The organism is Agromyces zhanjiangensis (genome assembly GCF_040496055.1).
In the GTDB taxonomy this organism is placed as follows: domain Bacteria; phylum Actinomycetota; class Actinomycetes; order Actinomycetales; family Microbacteriaceae; genus Agromyces; species Agromyces zhanjiangensis.
Genome location: NZ_JBEPKB010000001.1, coordinates 1 through 18,398 on the forward strand (window position 1 = coordinate 1; position 18,398 = coordinate 18,398).

The following is an 18,398-nucleotide window of genomic DNA, read 5'->3' on the forward strand; positions in this document are numbered from 1 at the left end:
TCTCCCCCGCCTCGACAGTGAGATCGATATGGTCGTTCGCCACCAGGGAACCGAACTTCTTCGTGATTCCTCGGAGTTCGAGTTTCATGCCACCGATCCTAGTGATCGCGCCGGGTTCCGCAGCGGTCGTGCGCCGAAGTGCGCCGATGAGCGTCCCGAACTGCTCAGATGTTGGCGGACGTGCTCAGCAGCGCCCGGAAATGCAGGGAGGGAGGCCGGTTCCTCACCGGCCTCCCTCCGCGAACGGCTCGGCTCAGCCGGCCAGGTAGGACTCGACGGTGATGTCGCCGTCGATGATCATCTGCTGCAGCTCATCGATCTTCGACGAGAGGTCGGCCGGAACCGCGTCCTCGAAGTCGTGGAAGGGGGCAAGGCCCACGCCCTCGTTCTCGAGCGTGCCGATGAACGGCGACGGGTCGAACTCGCCGGCGCCCGCCGCGAGGATGGTGTCCTCGACACCCACGTCGATGCCCTTGCGGATCGAGGTGAGGAGCAGGTCGCCGACCGACGGGTCGGTTTCGTAGACGTCGGCGTCGACACCGAGCAGCATGATGTCGCGGCCGGAGTCGCGGATCGCCGCAGCACCCGACTGGTAGATCGGGCCGCCGACGGGCAGCAGCACGTCGATGTTCTGGTCGATGAGGCCCTGGGCGACCTGGCGCGCCGTGTCGTTCGCCTCGAAGCCACCCGTGAACGAGCCGTCCTGCGCCTCGCGATCCCAGCCGAGGACCTGCACGTCGGTGCCGTTCTCCTCGTTGTAGTAGTCGACGCCCTGCGCGAAGCCGTCCATGAAGATCGACACGGTCGGGATGTTGATGCCGCCGTAGGTGCCGACCGAACCGGTCTCGCTCATGCCGGCCGACAGGTAGCCCGCGAGGAACGCCGCCTGCGCGGTGTCGAAGATGATCGGCTTGATGTTCTCGGCGTCGGTGGTGCCGTCGAAGTCCTGGTCGACGGTGTCGTCGATCGAGACGTACTCGAGGTCGGGGTTCGCGGTGGCCGACTCGAGCGCCGCGGGCGCGAGCAGGAAGCCAACCGTCACGATGGTGTCGCAGCCCTGGTCGACGAGGCTCTGCAGGTTGGACGCGTAGTCGGTCTCGGCCGCCGACTCGACGAGCGTCGGATCCACGCCGAGCTCCTCGGACGCTGCCTCGAGGCCCTCGGCACCCAGCTGGTTGAACGACTTGTCGTCGAAGCCACCGGCGTCGGAGACCATGCAGGGCAGGTAGTCGAGCGCCTCGCCGCCGCCGTTGTCGGTCTCCTCGGGAGCCGACGCGCAACCCGCGAGGAGCGCGACCGCACCGATGGTCGCGAGGCCGCCAACGGCGGCCTTCTTGAACGTGAACGTCACAGTGTCCTCCAAAAGACAGTGCACCCCGAACGATCGCGGGGACCGTGAGGTCACGTTACCCAATGTTTCGACGCGCGCCATCGGCCGTCGGACCCGGTACGGCCAAAGGTTATGAAGCCGCGACCTTCTGCTCATATGAGCAGGCTCGGGGCTCCCCCGAGCAGGGGACACTCAGGGCGCCGAGGGCGATTCGACGAGGAGCTCGCCCGAGATGATCGCCTGTCGGAGGCCCTCGATCTCGCCCTGCAACCCGGGCGTCACGAGCGACTCGAGATCGTGGTACGGGGCGATCTCGACCCCGCCGTTCTCGAGCGTGCCGACGTACGGCTCGCTCGAGAACGTGCCGTCCTGGACCGCGGCGACGATCTCGACCATCGCCTGCTGGGTGTTCTTCAGGACGCTCGTCAGCACGACGGGGCGGAACTCGGCGGGCAGCGTCTCGTAGCCGTCGCTGTCGACCCAGATCACGGAGGTCGAGCCGTCCTCGATCGCCGCCGCGGCGGCGCCCTCCCCGACCTGGCCGGCGACCGGCAGGATCACGTCGGCGCCCTGGTCGATGAACCCCTCGGCGAGCACCTTGCCCTTGTTGATGTCCTCGAAGTCACCCGTGAAGGAGCCGTCCTGCTCCTCCTTGTTCCAGCCCAGGGCCCGGACCTTCGTCCCGTGCACTTCGTTGTACCGGTCCACGCCGTCGACGAAGCCGTCCATGAACAGGGTCACCGGAGGCTGGTTCCCTCCGCCGAACGTCGCGACGACGCCCGTCTTCGAGACGCCCGCGGCGAGGTAGCCGGCAAGGTAGGACGCCTGCGCGGTGTCGAAGACGACCGGCTTGACGTTCTCGGCGTCGACCGTCTCGTCGACGATCGCGAACGACACGTCCGGGTTGGACTCGGATTCGGCGAGCGTGGCCTCGGCGAGCTCCCATCCGACCGTCACCACGAGCCGGCACCCGGAGTCGACCGCCTGCCGGACGTTGGGCGCAAGGTCGGTCTCGCTCGTCGACACGAGCGCCTCCGCCTCCACGCCGAGTTCGTCCTCGGCCAGCTGCAGGCCCTCCCAGCTCGACTGGTTGAACGAGCGGTCCTCCAGGCCACCCGAGTTCGTGACCATCCGCACGCACCCGTCGGAGGCCGCGTCCCCCTCGCCCTCCGGCGCCGGGGCGCACCCCGTGACGACAGCGGATGCCACGACCAGCGCGGCTCCGAACGTGACGACCCGTCGCAGCGACATCCGCTCGACCACCTTCCCGTGCCTAGAGCACGTCGTTGGATCCGCCGAGGCGCAATGCGTCGACGACGGCCTTGACCCGTTGCGCGTGCTCACTCGTGGTCACGAGCAGCGCGTCCGGCGTGTCCACGACCACGATGTCCTTCACGCCGATGAGGCTGATGACGCGGTCGGCCCGGCTCACGACGATACCGCTGGAGGCGTCGGAGAGGACGCGGGCGTGCTCGCCGAGGATCGCGAGCTCGCCCGACCGACCCGCCGTGTTCAGCTTCGCGAGCGAGGCGAAGTCGCCGACGTCGTCCCACTGGAAGTGGGCGCGCACGACGGCGAGCCGGCCGCGGTCGGCCGCGGGCTCGGCGACCGAGTAGTCGATGGCGATCTTCTCGAGCGTGGGCCAGATGCGGTCGACCGCCGGTCCGCGCGCCTCGGGGTCGTCCCAGACCTCCGCCAGCTCGACCACGCCCGCGTGGAGCTCGGGCTTCGTGCGCGCGAGTTCCTCGAGCAGCCGGTCGGCCCGGGCGATGAACATGCCGGCGTTCCAGAGGTGGCGCCCGCCCTCGAGGTACTCGCGGGCGGTCTCGAGGTCGGGCTTCTCGACGAAGCTCGACACCGCGGTGACCTCATCGGTGCCGGGGACGTCGAGCGGCTCGCCGCACTCGATGTAGCCGAACCCGACCGCGGGCTCGGTCGGCGTGATGCCGATCGTCGCGATGTACCCGGCATCCGCGGCGGCGACCGCGGCGGTCACCGCGTCGCGGAAGAGCGCGGACCCCGAGATCACGTGGTCGGCCGCGAACGAGCCGATGACCACGCCCGGCTCGCGACGCTCGAGGATCGCCGCGGCCAGGCCGATCGCCGCGGTCGAGTCGCGCGGCTCGCTCTCCAGCACGATGTTCGCGTCGGCGAGCTCGGGCAGCTGGGCCTCGACCGCCGCGCGATGCGCGCGACCGGTGACGATCATGATGCGCTGCTCGCCCGAGAGCGGCGCCAGCCGGTCCCACGTGTCGCGCAGCAGCGTCTGCCCCGAACCGGTGAGGTCGTGCAGGAACTTCGGGGCGTCTGCGCGCGAGAGCGGCCAGAGCCGTGATCCCACGCCGCCGGCGGGGATGACGCTGTAGAAGCGGTCGAGCGGAGCCTGTCGCATCCGATCAGGATAGCCGCGGGCCGCCGGGGACAACGGCATGCGGATGCCTCGCCACCACGGCGAACGGAGCACCTCCGCGAGCGCACTAGACTCGGAGCCGGGCCATCGGTCCCGTCATGCCCGCAGTCGGGCGACGCACACCGCCAGGAGGGACGTCCATGTCAGCAACGACGACACGGACCCCGATCGCACCCGAGAAGCCGGCGAAGCAGAAGCCGGGCGGCACGCTCTATCGCGGCCGCGAGGGCATGTGGTCGTGGGTGCTGCACCGGATCACCGGGGTGGCGATCTTCTTCTTCCTCCTCGTGCACATCCTCGACACCGCGCTGGTGCGCGTGAGCCCCGAGGCGTACAACGCCGTGATCGGCACGTACCAGACCCCGATCATGGGCCTCGGCGAGGTGGCGCTCGTCGGCGCGATCGTGTTCCACGCGTTCAACGGCCTGCGCGTCATCCTCGTCGACTTCTGGTCGTGGGCGACCCGCAACCAGAAGGTCCTCTTCTACATCGTCATCGCGCTCTGGGTGATCACGATGCTCGGGTTCGTGCCTCGGCACCTCATGAACGTCTTCAGCCACTAGGAGCGCAGAGATGACCGTCATCGAATCCCCGCGCACCCCCGCTCGCCCGGCGCCCAAGCGCGGCGTCAACCTCGAGAAGTGGGGCTGGATCTACATGCGCGCGTCGGGCGTCGTGCTCGTCGTGCTCGTCTTCGGACACCTCTTCGTCAACCTCATGGTCGGCGAGGGCGTCAAGGCCATCGACTTCGGCTTCGTCGGCGGCAAGTGGGCCGACCCGTTCTGGCAGTGGTGGGACGTGCTGATGCTGTGGCTCGCGCTGATCCACGGCGCGAACGGCATGCGCACGATCGTCAGCGACTACACGAATCCGGGTACCGTGCAGCGGATCCTGAAGGGCGCGCTGCTGCTGTCGACCATCGTCCTCCTCGTCCTCGGCACGCTCGTGGTGTTCACCTTCGACCCGTGCCCCGCAGGCTCGCCCGCCGAGCTGCTCCCCTCGTTCTGCCCCGCCGCATAGGAGACACGTGACCAGCGAGAACCACGTCGAGACGACGGTCGTCGACGGCGTCCACTACCACCAGTACGACATCGTGATCGTCGGCGCCGGCGGCGCGGGCATGCGCGCGGCGATCGAGGCCGGGCCCGGCGCGAAGACCGCGGTCATCTCCAAGCTCTACCCGACGCGGTCCCACACCGGCGCCGCGCAGGGCGGCATGGCCGCCGCCCTCGCGAACGTCGAGGAGGACAGCTGGGAGTGGCACACCTTCGACACGATCAAGGGCGGCGACTACCTGGTCGACCAGGACGCCGCCGAGATCCTGGCGAAGGAGGCCATCGACGCGGTCATCGACCTCGAGAACATGGGCCTGCCCTTCAACCGCACGCCCGACGGCAAGATCGACCAGCGCCGGTTCGGCGGCCACACGCGCGACCACGGCAAGGCGCCGGTCCGCCGCGCGTGCTACGCGGCCGACCGCACGGGCCACATGATCCTGCAGACGCTGTTCCAGAACTGCGTCAAGCTCGGCATCGAGTTCTACAACGAGTACTACGCGCTCGACCTCGTGATGACCGAGGTCGACGGCGTGCAGAAGCCCTCCGGCGTCGTCGCCTACGAGCTCGCGACGGGCGAGCTCCACGTCTTCCAGGCCAAGGCCGTGATCTTCGCGACCGGCGGCTTCGGCAAGATCTACAAGACGACCTCGAACGCGCACACGCTCACCGGTGACGGCGTCGGCATCATCTGGCGCAAGGGACTGCCGCTGGAGGACATGGAGTTCTTCCAGTTCCACCCGACCGGCCTCGCCGGACTCGGCATCCTCCTCACCGAGGGTGCGCGCGGCGAGGGCGCGATCCTCCGCAACGCCTCGGGTGAGCGGTTCATGGAGCGGTACGCCCCGACCATCAAGGACCTCGCACCGCGCGACATCGTCGCCCGCTGCATGGTGCAGGAAGTGGCTGAGGGCCGCGGCGCCGGGCCCGACAAGGACTACGTGCTGCTCGACTGCACGCACCTCGGCGCGGAGGTGCTCGAGACGAAGCTCCCCGACATCACGGAGTTCGCCCGCACGTACCTCGGCGTCGACCCGGTCTACGAGCCCGTGCCGGTGATGCCGACCGCGCACTACGCGATGGGCGGCATCCCGACCAACGTCAAGGCCGAGGTCCTGAGCGACAACACGACCGTCGTCCCCGGCCTCTACGCCGCAGGCGAATGCGCGTGCGTCTCGGTGCACGGCTCGAACCGACTCGGCACGAACTCGCTGCTCGACATCAACGTCTTCGGCAAGCGGGCCGGCCGCAACGCGGTGGAGTACGTCAACTCCGGCGTCGAGTTCACCCCGCTGCCCGACGACCCGGCCCACGGCGTGCGGGACCTCCTCGAGACCCTCCGCGACTCGAACGGCACCGAGCGGATCGCCGCGATCCGCAAGGAACTCCAGGACGAGATGGACAAGGGCGCCCAGGTGTTCCGCACGAGCGAGTCCCTCGACCACGTCGCCGAGGTGATCGCGGGCCTCCGCGACCGCTACCGCAACATCGCCGTGCAGGACAAGGGCAAGCGGTTCAACACCGACCTGCTCGAGGCCGTCGAGCTCGGATTCCTGCTCGACCTCGCCGAGGTCGTCGTCGCCTCCGCCCGCAACCGCGAGGAGAGCCGCGGCGGCCACATGCGCGACGACTTCCCGAACCGCGACGACGAGAAGTTCATGCAGCACACGATGGCCTACCTGTCGGGCGACGCCCACTCGTCGGTCGCCTCCGATCACATCCGGCTCGACTGGAAGCCGGTGACGATCACCCGATACCAGCCGATGGAGAGGAAGTACTGACGTGACGACCGCCACGCTCGAGACGTCGTCGACGGATGCCGCGACGAAGTCCTTCACCGTCACCTTCCTGATCCGCCGCTTCGACCCCGAGGTCGACGCCGAGCCGCGCTGGCAGGACTTCGACGTCGAGATGTACGCGACCGACCGCGTGCTCGACGCGCTGCACAAGATCAAGTGGGAGCAGGACGGCTCGCTGACCTTCCGCCGCTCGTGCGCGCACGGCATCTGCGGCTCGGACGCGATGCGCATCAACGGCCGCAACCGCCTGGCGTGCAAGACGCTCATCAAGGACCTCGACATCACGAAGCCGATCTACGTCGAGGCGATCAAGGGCCTGCCGCTCGAGAAGGACCTCATCGTCGACATGGAGCCGTTCTTCGCGAGCTACCGCGAGGTCCAGCCGTTCCTCCAGGCGGGTTCGGCGCCCTCCGCAGGCAAGGAGCGCGTGCAGTCGGTGGCCGAGCGCGCGCGCTTCGACGACACCACGAAGTGCATCCTGTGCGCCGCGTGCACCTCGTCGTGCCCGGTGTTCTGGACCGACGGCCAGTACTTCGGCCCGGCCGCGATCGTCAACGCCCACCGCTTCATCTTCGACTCGCGCGACGAGGAGGCGAAGGTGCGCCTCGACATCCTGAACGACCAGGAGGGCGTCTGGCGCTGCCGCACGACCTTCAACTGCACCGACGCGTGTCCGCGAGGCATCGAGGTGACCAAGGCGATCGCCGAGGTCAAGCAGGCCATCCTGCGCGGCACGCCCTGACGAGGGCGACCGCGATGCGGAGGGGCCGGTGCGCGAATGCACCGGCCCCTCCGTCGTCCCTGGGCGGATGCCGCGCCCAGCACGTCGTCGAAGCGGGAGACGTGCACGCCGACGGGCGCGGCCTCACCGGGGCATCCGCTCGCTAGGGTGAGCGTGTGAGCGATCGCGATCGGGGGCGCGGCAGGGCGCCGGCGCGCGCGGACGGCGCGTCGACGACCGCGGCGCCGGGCGATGCGTCGACCTCGACGAGCGCGCGCGTGCGAGAGCGGTTCGAGGCGGCGAGCGCGCCGATCCGCGAGCGGCTCGACGAGCCGATCACGCGGATGGAACGGCTCACGCAGCGCACGATGGCGCTCTTCCCGGTGCGGGTGTGGCGGCACTTCCTCGCCCGCAACGGCTTCCTCCTCACCGCGGGGATGAGCTACCAATCGCTGTTCGCGGTGTTCGCGGCCGTCTACATCGTGTTCGCGGTCGCGGGCATCTGGCTGCTCGGCGACACGGAGACGCTCAACGCGCTCCTGCTGCTCATCAACACCTACGCCCCCGGCCTCGTCGGTCCCGAGGGCGTCATCAGCACCGAGGACCTGCAGGCTGCGGCGACGGCGAGCACGAGCCTCTTCGGCTGGACCGGCGCCGTCGCGCTGGGCGGCCTGATCTGGACGGCCATCGGCTGGGTCACCTACGCCCGCATGGCCGTGCGCAGCATCTTCCTGCTGCCGAAGGACGATCGCGCGTACCTCTACCTCAAGGCGCGCGACTTCGCCGCGGCGTTCATGTTCGGCGTCGCCATCCTGATCGCCGCCGTCCTCTCCATCGTCGCGACGGGCTTCCTGGACTGGATGTTCGGCCTCCTGGGCATCGACCTCACGACCGAGTCGCCGGTCGTGCGGGTCGGGCTGCAGTTCGGCGCGATCATCGTGGTGTTCGTCATCGACACCCTCGCACTCGCGGTCATGTTCCGGTTCCTCTCGGGCGCGGAGATGCCGTGGCGGCGGATGTGGACCGGTTCTCTGCTGGGATCGGCCGCGCTCAGCGTGCTGCAGATGCTCGGAGGACTGGTGCTCTCGTGGGCCGGCAGCAACCCGCTGCTCGCGACCTTCACGGTGATCGTGGCGCTGCTGCTGTGGTTCCGCATCGCGAGCATCATCATCCTGGTCGCCGCGGCGTGGATCGCGGTCGAGGCGGCGGATCGGAACGAGTCGCTCCGGCGCGTGTCCGCGGCCCAGCTCGAGGCGGAGCGCCGCCAGCGCGAGTACGAGGCGCTCCTCACCGCCGCGAAGGTCCGTGTCCGCGAGGCGCGCGCGGACGCGCAGTCCGCACGGTGGTACGAACGGGTGCCCGCGGCCCGCCGCCTCGGGCGGGCCCGGCGTCGCCTCGACGAGCTCGAGGCATCCGCCCCGCCACCGCCGCCGGCGAGGGCGCACCCGTGGCTGAACGGGAACGGCCGTGGGGGTGGCAGCACCTAGGATCGTAGGCATGCCCTCCCCCTCCCCGCTCCGGATCGTCAGCGCCAACGTGAACGGGGTCAGGGCGGCGTTCCGCCGCGGCATGGGCGACTGGCTCGAGGCCCGCGACGTCGACATCCTCGCGATGCAGGAGGTGCGCGCGTCGACCGACGACCTCGCCGCACTCCTCGGCGACGAGTGGAGCATCCTCCACGACCCGGCGACGTCCAAGGGCCGCGCGGGCGTCGCGATCGCGAGCCGCGCGGGCGCGCGCATCCACCGCGTCGAGCTCGGCGCCGAGGACCACGACACCGCCGGGCGCTGGCTCGAGGCCGACTACGAGGTGGGTGACCGCATCGTCACCGTCGTCAGCTGCTACGTCCCGTCCGGCGAGGCCGAAACGCCGAAGCAGGTCGACAAGTACCGGTTCCTCGAGGCGATGAGCGAGCGGATGTCGCAGCTCGCGTCGCACGAGCTGGCCGTGGTGGTCGGCGACCTGAACGTCGGCCACCGCACGCTCGACATCAAGAACTGGAAGGGCAACGTCAAGCGCGCGGGCTTCCTGCCGGAGGAGCGCGCGTACTTCGACCGCTTCATGGGCGCAGAGGGCGAGGAGGGCTACAACGCCGGCGCCGGGTTCGGCTGGGTCGACCTCGGCCGCCGCTCCGCCGGCGAGGTGCCCGGCCCGTACACGTGGTGGTCGTGGCGCGGCAAGGCCTTCGACAACGACAGCGGCTGGCGCATCGACTACCAGCTCGCGACCCCCGCGCTCGCCGACGCCATGGTCTCCTACGCCGTCGACCGGGCCGACGCGTACGACGAGCGATGGTCCGACCACGCTCCCGTCGTCGTCGACTACGCCATCTGAGACCGAAGGACCCCCACTCCACGATGAACACCGCACGCCCCGTCGTCTTCTCCGGCATGCAGCCGTCGGGCGACTCGCTCCACCTCGGCAACTACCTCGGCGCCCTGGTCAACTGGGTCGCCCTGCAGGACGACCACGACCCGATCTACTGCGTCGTCGACCTGCACGCCATCACGGTCCCGCAGGAGCCCGAGGCCCTGCGGGAGGCCACGCGTCGCACGGCCGCGCAGTACCTCGCGGCGGGGGTCGACCCCGAGCGGTCGACGCTGTTCGTGCAGTCGCAGGTGCCCGCGCACGCCGAGCTCGCGTGGGTGCTCGGCACCCTCACCGGCTTCGGCGAAGCGAGCCGCATGACCCAGTTCAAGGACAAGTCGTCGCGATACGGCGCCGAGTCGACCACGGTCGGCCTCTTCACCTACCCGGTGCTCATGGCCGCCGACATCCTGCTCTACGGCACGCACCTCGTGCCGGTCGGCGACGACCAGCGTCAGCACCTCGAGCTCACCCGCGACCTCGCCGGACGCTTCAACTCGCGCTACGGCGACACGTTCGTGGTGCCCGAGGCGATGATCCCGAAGGAGTCGGCGCGCATCTACGACCTCCAGGAGCCCACCTCCAAGATGTCCAAGTCCGCGGCGAGCCCGAACGGCCTGATCAACCTCATGGACGACCCGAAGGTGATCGCGAAGCGCATCCGGAGCGCGGTGACCGACACCGAGCGCGAGATCCGGTACGACCCGAGGGCCAAGCCCGGCATCGCGAACCTGCTCGACATCTACGCGACGGTGACGGGACGGAGCATCCCCGACCTGGAGGCCGCCTACGACGGCAAGGGCTACGGCGACCTGAAGAAGGACCTCGCCGACGTGGTCGTCGAGCGCGTCGCCCCGATCCGCGAGCGCACGCTCGAGCTCATGGAGGACCCGGCGGAGCTCGACCGACTGCTCGCCATCGGTGCCGAGAAGGCGTCGGAGCGCGCCGAGCGGACGCTCGCGACGGTCTACGACCGGGTCGGGTTCCTCCGCCGGGCGTGACGCGCGTGCAGGACGAGCGGCGCGGCGCACCGGACCGCGACCCGGCCTCGGCGGGCCCGGCACGCGCCGGTCGCCCCGTCGTGCTGTTCGACCTCGACGACACGCTCATGGCGCACCGCGAGGCGGTCGCCGCGGGCATCGTGCTGCACCTGCGCGAACGCGGCTACGACGCCGACGAGGCGGCGGCACAGGTGCTGTGGCACGAGCTCGAGGAACGGCACTACCACGCGTATCTCGCGGGCGAACTGACCTTCGAGGGTCAGCGCCGCGCCCGGGCAACGGAGTTCGCCCGTGCGCACGGGGACGCGCTCGACGGCGAGTCGGCGGGCGCGTGGTTCGCGACGTACTTCGAGCGCTATCGCGAATCGTGGGCCCTGCACGACGACGTCCTGCCCGCGCTGGACGCGCTCGAGTCGGCGCTGCCGGGGGTGCGGTTCGGCATCATCACGAACGGGGAGCCCGACTTCCAGCTGGCGAAGCTCGTGCGAATCGGCCTCGAGGTCGGCCATCCCGGGCGGATCGAGCACCTCGTCGCGTCCGGCGCCGAGGGCGTGACCAAGCCGGATCGACGGATCTTCGAGATCGCGGCGTCGCGGTTCGCCGCCGACGGCGCGGTCTCGGGCGCGGCGTACATCGGCGATCGACTGCGCACCGACGCCATCGGCGCGGCCGACGCCGGGCTCGTCGGGGTGTGGATCAACCGGTCCGGCGAGCGCCCGGCGGAGCCGGAGGCGACGGATGCCGCGGCCGCGGGCGTCGTCGAGATCCGGACGCTCGCGGAGTTGCCCACGCTGCTCGCCGACCGGCTCGCGTGAGCTCGCGCTCCGGCGCGGAGACGACGACGGGCCGGGGTGCCTTCCCGTGCACCCCGGCCCGTGTCATCCGCTCGCCCGAGGGCGAGCGCGACCCCGCGTCGGCGGACTCGCGTCAGCCTCAGCGGACGTCCTCGTCGACCCAGTCGAGGGTCTTCGTGACGGCCTTCTTCCAGTTGCGCACGAGACGCCCCTGCTCGGCCTCGTCCATCGACGGCTCCCAGCGACGGTCCTCCTGCCAGTTCTTGGCGAGGTCGTCGAGGTCGGCCCAGAAGCCGACCGCGAGGCCGGCCGCGTAGGCGGCGCCGAGCGCGGTCGTCTCGGCGACGACCGGGCGGACGACGGGCACGCCGAGGATGTCGGCCTGGAACTGCAGCAGCGTGTCGTTGGCCGTCGCACCGCCGTCGACGCGCAGCTCCGTGAGGTCGATCCCCGCATCGGCATTCACGGCTTCCACCACGTCGCGCGTCTGGAACGCGATCGCCTCGAGTGCCGCCCGCGCGATGTGCCCCTTGTTCACGTAGCGGGTCAGGCCCACGAGCGCACCGCGTGCGTCCGGACGCCAGTACGGGGCGAAGAGCCCCGAGAAGGCGGGCACGAAGTACGCGCCGCCGTTGTCCTCGACGGACTTCGCCAGCTCCTCGACCTCGGCGGCCGACGAGATGAGGCCGAGGTTGTCGCGCAGCCACTGCACGAGCGAGCCGGTCACCGCGATCGAGCCCTCGAGGGCGTAGTGCACGGGCTGGTCGCCGAGCTTGTAGCCGACGGTCGTGAGCAGCCCGTTCTTCGAGTGGACGATCTCCTCGCCCGTGTTGAAGATCAGGAAGTTGCCCGTGCCGTAGGTGTTCTTCGCCTCGCCGGCCGCGAAGGCCGCCTGGCCGAAGGTCGCCGCCTGCTGGTCGCCGAGGATGCCCGCGATGGGCGTCTCGCGGAGCAGGCTCGACGACTCCACGGTGCCGTAGACCTCGGAGGAGGACTTGATCGCCGGGAGCATCGAGCGCGGCACGCCGAAGATCCCGAGGATCTCCTCGTCCCACTGCAGGGTCTCGAGGTCCATGAAGAGGGTGCGGCTCGCGTTGGTGACATCCGTCGCGTGCACGCCGCCGTCGACGCCGCCGGTGAGGTTCCAGAGCACCCAGGTGTCCGTGGTGCCGAAGATCAGGTCGCCGGCCTCGGCCTTCTCGCGCGCGCCGGGCACGTTCTCGAGGATCCAGACGATCTTGGTGCCCGAGAAGTACGTCGCGAGCGGCAGGCCGACCTTGGCCTTGAAGCGCTCGACCCCGCCGTCGGCCGCGAGTCGGTCGACGATGTCCTGCGTGCGGGTGTCCTGCCAGACGATCGCGTTGTAGACGGGCTCGCCGGTCGTGCGGTCCCAGACGACCGCCGTCTCGCGCTGGTTCGTGATGCCGACCGCGGCGATGTCGTGGCGGGTGAGGTCGGCCTTGCCGAGCGCCTGGCCGATCACCTCACGGGTGTTCTTCCAGATCTCCTTCGGGTCGTGCTCGACCCAGCCGGCCTTGGGGAAGATCTGCTCGTGCTCGAGCTGTCCGGTGGAGACGATCGAGCCGTGCTTGTCGAAGATGATCGCGCGCGACGAGGTCGTGCCCTGGTCGATCGCGAGGACGTAGTCAGCCATCTGAGAACTCCGTTGCTGTCAGTGATGGGTGGATGGATGCGGTGCGTGCGCCGGGACGCTCAGCCGAGCACCGGGAGCGCGACGAGCGCGGCCCAGCCGGCGAGCACGCCGCCGATGATGGGTCCGACGACGGGGACCCAGGAGTAGCCCCAGTCGCTGCCGCCCTTGCCCGAGATCGGGAGGATGGCGTGGGCGATGCGCGGACCGAGGTCACGGGCCGGGTTGATCGCGTACCCGGTCGGGCCGCCGAGGGAGGCGCCGATGCCGATCACCAGGAGGGCGACGGGCAGCGCACCGAGCGCCGCGAGTCCCGAGCCGTCGCCGTTGCGGCCGAAGCCGATCACGACGAACACGAGCACGAACGTGCCGATGATCTCGGTCACGAGGTTCCAGCCGTACGAGCGGATGGCGGGACCGGTGGAGAACACGGCCAGCTTGGTCGCACCCTCCGGCTCGGCGTCGAAGTGCTGCTTGTACCCCAGCCACACGATGATCGCGCCGAGGACGGCGCCGATCAGCTGCGCGCCGATGAACGTCAGGACGCTGACGATGGTGACGGGGACGGTGGTCCCGAATGCGGGGTTGCCGAACTCGGTCGCGCCGTTGGCGACGAGCCCGAGGGTGACGGCGGGGTTGATGTGCGCGCCCGATGCATAGGCGACGATGACGCCGGCGAAGACCGCGAGGCCCCAGCCGATGTTGACCATGAGGAAGCCGCCGTTGTAGCCCTTGTTCTTCGCCAGGGCGACGTTCGCGACCACGCCGCAGCCGAGCAGCACGAGCATGGCGGTGCCGACGAGTTCCGAGAGGAACAGCACTCCGAGATTGTCCACGTTGACCTTTCTGGGTAGGACCGGGGCGGCCCGGGGGCGGGTCGCCCGGATGGGCCGCATCGGAGCGGCCCGGATGAAACGTACCCGCGGAATCCGCCGATCATCGGCGGATCCGCGTGCACATCCGTGCAGATTCAGCGCGCGGCGAGCTCCTCCAGCACGACGCCGTGGCGCTCCGCGAGCACCCTCCGCGCGTCGCCCACCTCGGCGGCGCGGGTGGCGGCGTCCCACCCGAGCACGCCGCCGACGACGTCGGCGAGCTCGTCGAGGAGCGGCCCGGTGACGGCGCCGGTGAAGGCGAGACTCGTGCGGCGGAGGATCACGTCGGCGAGGTGCACGACGCGCTCGTTGGCGGCGAGCCAGGCGATCTCCTCTCGAGAGTAGGCGGGGGCGTCCGCCAGGGGCGTCTCCGCGGCATCCTCGACGCCCTCGATGATCGACTCGGCCCGCGTGCCGTAGCGCTCGAGCAGCTGCTCCGCCCGCTCGCGCCCAACGCCGTCGCCGTGACCGACGACCCACACGAGCCGAGCGGCATCCGTCGTCGGGTAGCCGGCGCCGCCGCCGATCGCCAGGCCCTTCGTCGACCGGACCCGGTCGCGGCCGACGAGGCCGAGGACCTCGTCGGCGAGGTGCTCTGCGAGCGCGCGGAACGTGGTCCACTTTCCGCCGACGAGGCTGAGCAGGACCGTGCCGGGGCGCTCCGCGACCTCCGCCCGCTCGATGCGGTAGTCGCGGCTGACGAAGCCGGGCTGCGTGTCGTCGTGACGAGGCAGCGGGCGGACCCCCGAGAAGCGGAACACGATCTGCGAGCGGTCGACCCGGATGCCTGGGAAAACGTGCGCGACGAGGTCGAAGAAGTAGTCGACCTCCTCCTCGGTGCAGACGGCGGGCGTCCGCATGTCGTGCTCGAGGTCGGTCGTGCCGACCATGACCCGTCCCTTGAGCGGGTAGATCAGCACGATGCGACCGTCCTCGTGCTCGAAGAAGATCTCGCGTCCGCCGGTGGCGGCGAGCAGCTCGTCGTTCTCGAGCACGATGTGCGAGCCCTTGGTGCCGCCCATGAAGCGCGTGTCGCGGCCGAGCTGCGCGTTGGTCAGGTCGGTCCACGGACCGGACGTGTTGACGACGACGTCCGCGACGAGGTCGAACTCCTCCCCCGTCACGCCGTCGCGGACGCGGACGCCGCCGGACCCGAGGCCGACGGCCTCGAGCTGGTTGGCGGCGCGGGCGTGCGGACCGGCGGCGAGTCCGTCGTGCAGCACGTCGAGCGCGAGGCGCTCGGGGTCGTGCATGCTCGCGTCGTAGTACGTCGCGGTGTACTTCAGGCCGGGGTTCAGCGCGGGCAGCTCGGCGAGCGACTTCCTCGCACCGAGGAAGCGGTGCCGCGGCACCGATCCGCCGTCGCGGGAGAACGCGTCGTAGATGGTGAGCCCGGCCTTGATGAGCGCAGCGCCGCGCTCGGTGGGCTTGCCCTGCCGGTGCGTGAGGAAGCGCAGCGGCGCCGACAGGATGCCGGAGAACGTCGAGAAGATCGGGACGGTCGTCTGCAACGGCTTCACGTAGTGCGGCGCGATGCGGATCAGTCCGTTGCGCTCCTGCACCGACTCCTGCACGAGTCGGAACTCGCCGTTCTCGAGGTAGCGGATGCCGCCGTGGATCATGTGGCTCGAGGCGGCGGACGCCCCCGAGACGAAGTCGTCGCGCTCGACGAGCACGACGTCGACGCCCTGGAGGGCGAGGTCCCGGAACGTGGCGATGCCGTTGATGCCGCCGCCGATGATCACGACCTCGGCAGTGGGTCGGGCGCGCAGCGCGGAGATCTCCGCGCGGGTGCCGGGAGCGGGCGTGGGGCGGTTCGTCGTCGGCGACGTGGTGGGCGACATCGCTGTCCTTTCGAGCTGGTCACGCCGGGTTGCGTGGAGTCCCCGGGTGTGGATGAATACATCGTGGCAGCGATGAACATGCTTGCAAGCCGAATGAACAAACGTGCAGGGGGAGGCCAGATGGTCGTGACGGATGCCGCGGGGCCGGGCGCAGGGCACGAACTGCCCACCGGGAAGACGCGCGACGCACTGCGCGCCGCGCACCTCTACTACCTGCAGGACCTGACGATGGACGCCATCGCCAAGGAGCTGCACACCTCGCGATCCTCGGTGTCGCGCCTGCTCAGCCACGCCCGCGCGACCGGCCTCGTCGAGATCTCGATCCACTCGCCGCTCGACCTGCCGAGCCGCCTCGAACAGGAGATCCTCGAACGCCACGAGGTCTCCGCGCACGTCGTCCCGGTGCCCGACCACGCGAGCGACGTCGACCGACTCGAGCGCGTCGCCCTCTCGGCTGCACGGATTCTCAGCCGGTTCATCGACTCGAACCAGACGATCGGCGTCGCCTGGGGCTCGACGATGAGCGCGATGAGCCGGCACCTCGCACCGAAGGCGACGCACAACTCCGAGATCGTCCAGCTGAACGGTGCGGGGAACCTGCGCACGACCGGCATCCTCTACGCCTCCGAGCTGCTGCGGCGCTTCGGCGATGCGTTCGGCGCGCGCGTGCAGCAGTTCCCCGTGCCGGCGTTCTTCGACGACCCCGCGACGAAGGAGGCCTTCTGGCGCGAGCGGAGCACGCGGCGCCTGCTCGACCTGCAGGCGTCGATGGACGTCGCGATCTTCGGCATCGGCTCGCCGTTCGCCGAGGTGCCGAGCCACGTGTACCAGGGCGGGTACCTCGAGCGCACCGATTACCAGGCCCTCTCCCGCGACGGCGTCGTGGGCGACGTCGCCACCGTCTTCTACCGAGCGGATGGCTCGACCGACGGCATCCCGCTGAACTCCCGCGCCACGGGCCCCGACTTCAGCGTGCTGCGCCGGGCGCCGAGGCGGATCTGCGTGGTCTCGGGGCAGGCGAAGCTGCCCGGCCTCACGGGCGCGCTCGCGGCCGGGCTCATCACCGACCTCATCGTCGACGAGGGCACGGCACGGCGCCTGGTCGAGGACCGGCCGCCGAGGCAGGGAGACGCCAGGTCGACGGGCTGACCCGCGCCGCGACGGAATCGTGATCCCGCCGAACGGGTCGGCGCGGTAGGTTTGCCCTCGCGACTGCCCGACCGCGGCGCGCGAGAGGACCGCATGCACCACCCCGACACCCCGGAGACGACGGCGACGCCCTCGACCCCGTCCATCGGGTTCCCGCTCGCCGATGCTCCCCCGTCGCCCGAGGGTGCGGTCGAGTTCGTCATGGTCCCGTCGGACCCGCATGCGCCGCGCGCCCCGCGGCGGCTCGGCGGACTCGCCGGCGCGGCGATCGTCGCAGCCGTCGTCGCGGTGTGGGCGATCGGCCACCAGCTCGTCGCCACGGCCGTGCACGCCGAGGCGTGGCCCGCCTGGGCCGCCGCCGACGCAGCGTACGACGACGCCGTCGCCGACTACCGCGAGACCGCGGAACGCGCCGAGAGCGCGATCGATCGCGGCGACGCACTCGTCGAGATCGCGGTCGGCGACCTCGTCGCCGACGAGGATCGCGCGAACCTCGCCGCGAGCATCGACGAGGCCCGCGGGATCCTCGCCGACCGGCCCGCGAGCCCGGGCATCGCCGCGCTCGGCGATCCGGCCGAGTTCGCGCCCGCGTGGGAGCGGTACGCGGACGTGGCGAGCATGTTCGACCTCGTCCCGTCGAGGGAGGCGGCAGCCGAGCGGTACTCCGCCGCACGCGATCGCGTCGCCGCGGGAAGCCTCGCGATCGCCGACGCCACCGAGGCGCTCATCGCCGGCACCGAGGCACGTGCCGTCGCCGCGGTCGACCAGCACCCGTCGGCGACCGTCGCCTCGAGGGTCGCCGTCGACGAGGCCGTCGCGGCGCTCCGCCACTCCCCGACGATCTCGTCGGGCGACTCGAGCCGGTACGCCGACCTCACCGCAGCGGTCGACGAGCTCCGCGCCTCGCACGCCGCCGAGGTCGCGCGCCTCGGCGAGTTCCCGGTCCGCGCCGAGATCGAGGCGTTCGCGAGGTCGATCGCCTTCGGGGTGCCGTTCGACGTCACCTGGGCCTACGAGGTCGGGGGATTCTCCAGCGACGGGTACTACTCCGGCACGGCCGAGTTCTTCGACCGTGCCGACGACGAGGGCTGGGGCCTCATCTCGCTGACGCACAGCATCGAGGACGCCTGGTCGTGGGACGAGAACGCGAAGGCCGTGGTCGTCCACGAGGTCGGTCACGTCCAGGTGCTCCGCGAGGCGTGCGCGTCGATCTTCAGCGGCCCCGACTTCTCGAGCGACCACGAGGTGTGGGCGACGGCGTGGGCGATCGGCATGGGCTACGACCTGCCCGGTGCGGGCATCGAGGCGTACGGTCGTCCGAGCGACGCGCAGATCCAGGCCTCGACCGCCTGCCGCTGACCGACCGACGGCCGAGGCCTCGCTCCCGGGGGACCGACCGGGA

General features: G+C 70.5%; 16 protein-coding genes. 10 read left to right on the plus strand and 6 right to left on the minus strand.

What is annotated here, in order from left to right:
* Nucleotides 1-253: 253 nt before the first annotated feature.
* The 3 genes from ABME02_RS00005 to ABME02_RS00015 all read right to left on the minus strand — a co-directional run bounded on the left by ABME02_RS00005 (nucleotide 254) and on the right by ABME02_RS00015 (nucleotide 3,722).
* A complete protein-coding gene (locus tag ABME02_RS00005; protein WP_353813214.1) occupies nucleotides 254-1,351 on the minus strand; it encodes a BMP family lipoprotein in 1,098 nt (365 codons plus the stop codon).
* Nucleotides 1,352-1,522: 171 nt separating this feature from the next.
* Nucleotides 1,523-2,581, minus strand: a complete 1,059-nt coding sequence (locus tag ABME02_RS00010) for a BMP family lipoprotein (protein ID WP_353813215.1) — start codon at nucleotides 2,579-2,581, stop codon at nucleotides 1,523-1,525.
* A 22-nt stretch (nucleotides 2,582-2,603) separates the two neighbouring features.
* Nucleotides 2,604-3,722 carry a mannose-1-phosphate guanylyltransferase gene (locus ABME02_RS00015; RefSeq protein ID WP_353813216.1) on the minus strand — a complete coding sequence of 373 codons (1,119 nt, stop codon included), beginning with the start codon at nucleotides 3,720-3,722 and terminating at the stop codon, nucleotides 2,604-2,606.
* 158 nt (nucleotides 3,723-3,880) lie between these two features.
* On the opposite strand from ABME02_RS00015, the gene sdhC reads away from it, so the two are divergent.
* The 8 genes from sdhC (at nucleotide 3,881) to ABME02_RS00055 (ending at nucleotide 11,498) form a co-directional block, all read left to right on the plus strand.
* Nucleotides 3,881-4,303: a succinate dehydrogenase, cytochrome b556 subunit gene (gene sdhC / locus ABME02_RS00020; protein ID WP_154345235.1), complete on the plus strand. Its 423-nt coding sequence runs from the start codon at nucleotides 3,881-3,883 to the stop codon at nucleotides 4,301-4,303.
* A 10-nt stretch (nucleotides 4,304-4,313) separates the two neighbouring features.
* Nucleotides 4,314-4,760, plus strand: a complete 447-nt coding sequence (locus ABME02_RS00025) for a succinate dehydrogenase hydrophobic membrane anchor subunit (protein ID WP_155841959.1) — start codon at nucleotides 4,314-4,316, stop codon at nucleotides 4,758-4,760.
* A 7-nt stretch (nucleotides 4,761-4,767) separates the two neighbouring features.
* The gene (gene sdhA / locus ABME02_RS00030) at nucleotides 4,768-6,576 is read left to right on the plus strand and encodes a succinate dehydrogenase flavoprotein subunit (protein WP_353813217.1); all 1,809 of its coding nucleotides are present in this window, start codon (nucleotides 4,768-4,770) and stop codon (nucleotides 6,574-6,576) included.
* 1 nt (nucleotide 6,577) lies between these two features.
* Complete coding sequence (locus tag ABME02_RS00035; RefSeq protein WP_353813218.1) at nucleotides 6,578-7,336, plus strand: succinate dehydrogenase iron-sulfur subunit; 759 nt, start codon at nucleotides 6,578-6,580, stop codon at nucleotides 7,334-7,336.
* Between the two features lie 155 nt (nucleotides 7,337-7,491).
* Nucleotides 7,492-8,802 carry a YhjD/YihY/BrkB family envelope integrity protein gene (locus tag ABME02_RS00040; RefSeq protein ID WP_353813219.1) on the plus strand — a complete coding sequence of 437 codons (1,311 nt, stop codon included), beginning with the start codon at nucleotides 7,492-7,494 and terminating at the stop codon, nucleotides 8,800-8,802.
* Between the two features lie 10 nt (nucleotides 8,803-8,812).
* Nucleotides 8,813-9,649 carry an exodeoxyribonuclease III gene (locus ABME02_RS00045; RefSeq protein ID WP_353813220.1) on the plus strand — a complete coding sequence of 279 codons (837 nt, stop codon included), beginning with the start codon at nucleotides 8,813-8,815 and terminating at the stop codon, nucleotides 9,647-9,649.
* A 23-nt stretch (nucleotides 9,650-9,672) separates the two neighbouring features.
* Nucleotides 9,673-10,683 carry a tryptophan--tRNA ligase gene (trpS, locus tag ABME02_RS00050; RefSeq protein WP_353813221.1) on the plus strand — a complete coding sequence of 337 codons (1,011 nt, stop codon included), beginning with the start codon at nucleotides 9,673-9,675 and terminating at the stop codon, nucleotides 10,681-10,683.
* The gene (locus ABME02_RS00055) at nucleotides 10,680-11,498 is read left to right on the plus strand and encodes an HAD family hydrolase (protein WP_353813222.1); all 819 of its coding nucleotides are present in this window, start codon (nucleotides 10,680-10,682) and stop codon (nucleotides 11,496-11,498) included. Before trpS ends, ABME02_RS00055 begins: the two co-directional genes overlap by 4 nt.
* A 118-nt stretch (nucleotides 11,499-11,616) precedes the next feature.
* Here ABME02_RS00055 and glpK read toward each other — a convergent pair whose 3' ends face one another.
* The 3 genes from glpK to ABME02_RS00070 all read right to left on the minus strand — a co-directional run bounded on the left by glpK (nucleotide 11,617) and on the right by ABME02_RS00070 (nucleotide 15,847).
* Nucleotides 11,617-13,131 (minus strand): glycerol kinase GlpK, encoded by a 1,515-nt coding sequence (gene glpK, locus ABME02_RS00060; RefSeq protein ID WP_353813223.1) that lies wholly within the window; start codon nucleotides 13,129-13,131, stop codon nucleotides 11,617-11,619.
* Nucleotides 13,132-13,190: 59 nt separating this feature from the next.
* Nucleotides 13,191-13,964, minus strand: a complete 774-nt coding sequence (locus ABME02_RS00065) for an MIP/aquaporin family protein (RefSeq protein WP_353813224.1) — start codon at nucleotides 13,962-13,964, stop codon at nucleotides 13,191-13,193.
* Between the two features lie 134 nt (nucleotides 13,965-14,098).
* Nucleotides 14,099-15,847, minus strand: coding sequence for a glycerol-3-phosphate dehydrogenase/oxidase (locus ABME02_RS00070; protein WP_353813225.1), 1,749 nt, complete (start codon nucleotides 15,845-15,847; stop codon nucleotides 14,099-14,101).
* A gap of 120 nt (nucleotides 15,848-15,967) precedes the next feature.
* Between ABME02_RS00070 and ABME02_RS00075 the strand changes: the two genes are divergently transcribed.
* Nucleotides 15,968-16,996 (plus strand): sugar-binding transcriptional regulator, encoded by a 1,029-nt coding sequence (locus ABME02_RS00075; protein ID WP_436408230.1) that lies wholly within the window; start codon nucleotides 15,968-15,970, stop codon nucleotides 16,994-16,996.
* 93 nt (nucleotides 16,997-17,089) lie between these two features.
* A complete protein-coding gene (locus ABME02_RS00080) occupies nucleotides 17,090-18,355 on the plus strand; it encodes a hypothetical protein (RefSeq protein ID WP_353813226.1) in 1,266 nt (421 codons plus the stop codon).
* Nucleotides 18,356-18,398: the final 43 nt, after the last annotated feature.

Excerpts from the sequence above, each read along its gene's own strand:
- ABME02_RS00010 (WP_353813215.1), bottom strand. The coding sequence starts at position 2,581 with ATGTCGCTGCGACGGGTCGTCACGTTCGGAGCCGCGCTGGTCGTGGCA.
- ABME02_RS00025 (WP_155841959.1), top strand. The coding sequence starts at position 4,314 with ATGACCGTCATCGAATCCCCGCGCACCCCCGCTCGCCCGGCGCCCAAG.
- ABME02_RS00045 (WP_353813220.1), top strand. The coding sequence starts at position 8,813 with ATGCCCTCCCCCTCCCCGCTCCGGATCGTCAGCGCCAACGTGAACGGG.
- ABME02_RS00075 (WP_436408230.1), top strand. The coding sequence starts at position 15,968 with ATGGTCGTGACGGATGCCGCGGGGCCGGGCGCAGGGCACGAACTGCCC.
- sdhC (WP_154345235.1), top strand. The coding sequence starts at position 3,881 with ATGTCAGCAACGACGACACGGACCCCGATCGCACCCGAGAAGCCGGCG.
- trpS (WP_353813221.1), top strand. The coding sequence starts at position 9,673 with ATGAACACCGCACGCCCCGTCGTCTTCTCCGGCATGCAGCCGTCGGGC.
- ABME02_RS00080 (WP_353813226.1), top strand. The coding sequence starts at position 17,090 with ATGCACCACCCCGACACCCCGGAGACGACGGCGACGCCCTCGACCCCG.
- glpK (WP_353813223.1), bottom strand. The coding sequence starts at position 13,131 with ATGGCTGACTACGTCCTCGCGATCGACCAGGGCACGACCTCGTCGCGC.
- ABME02_RS00015 (WP_353813216.1), bottom strand. The coding sequence starts at position 3,722 with ATGCGACAGGCTCCGCTCGACCGCTTCTACAGCGTCATCCCCGCCGGC.
- ABME02_RS00070 (WP_353813225.1), bottom strand. The coding sequence starts at position 15,847 with ATGTCGCCCACCACGTCGCCGACGACGAACCGCCCCACGCCCGCTCCC.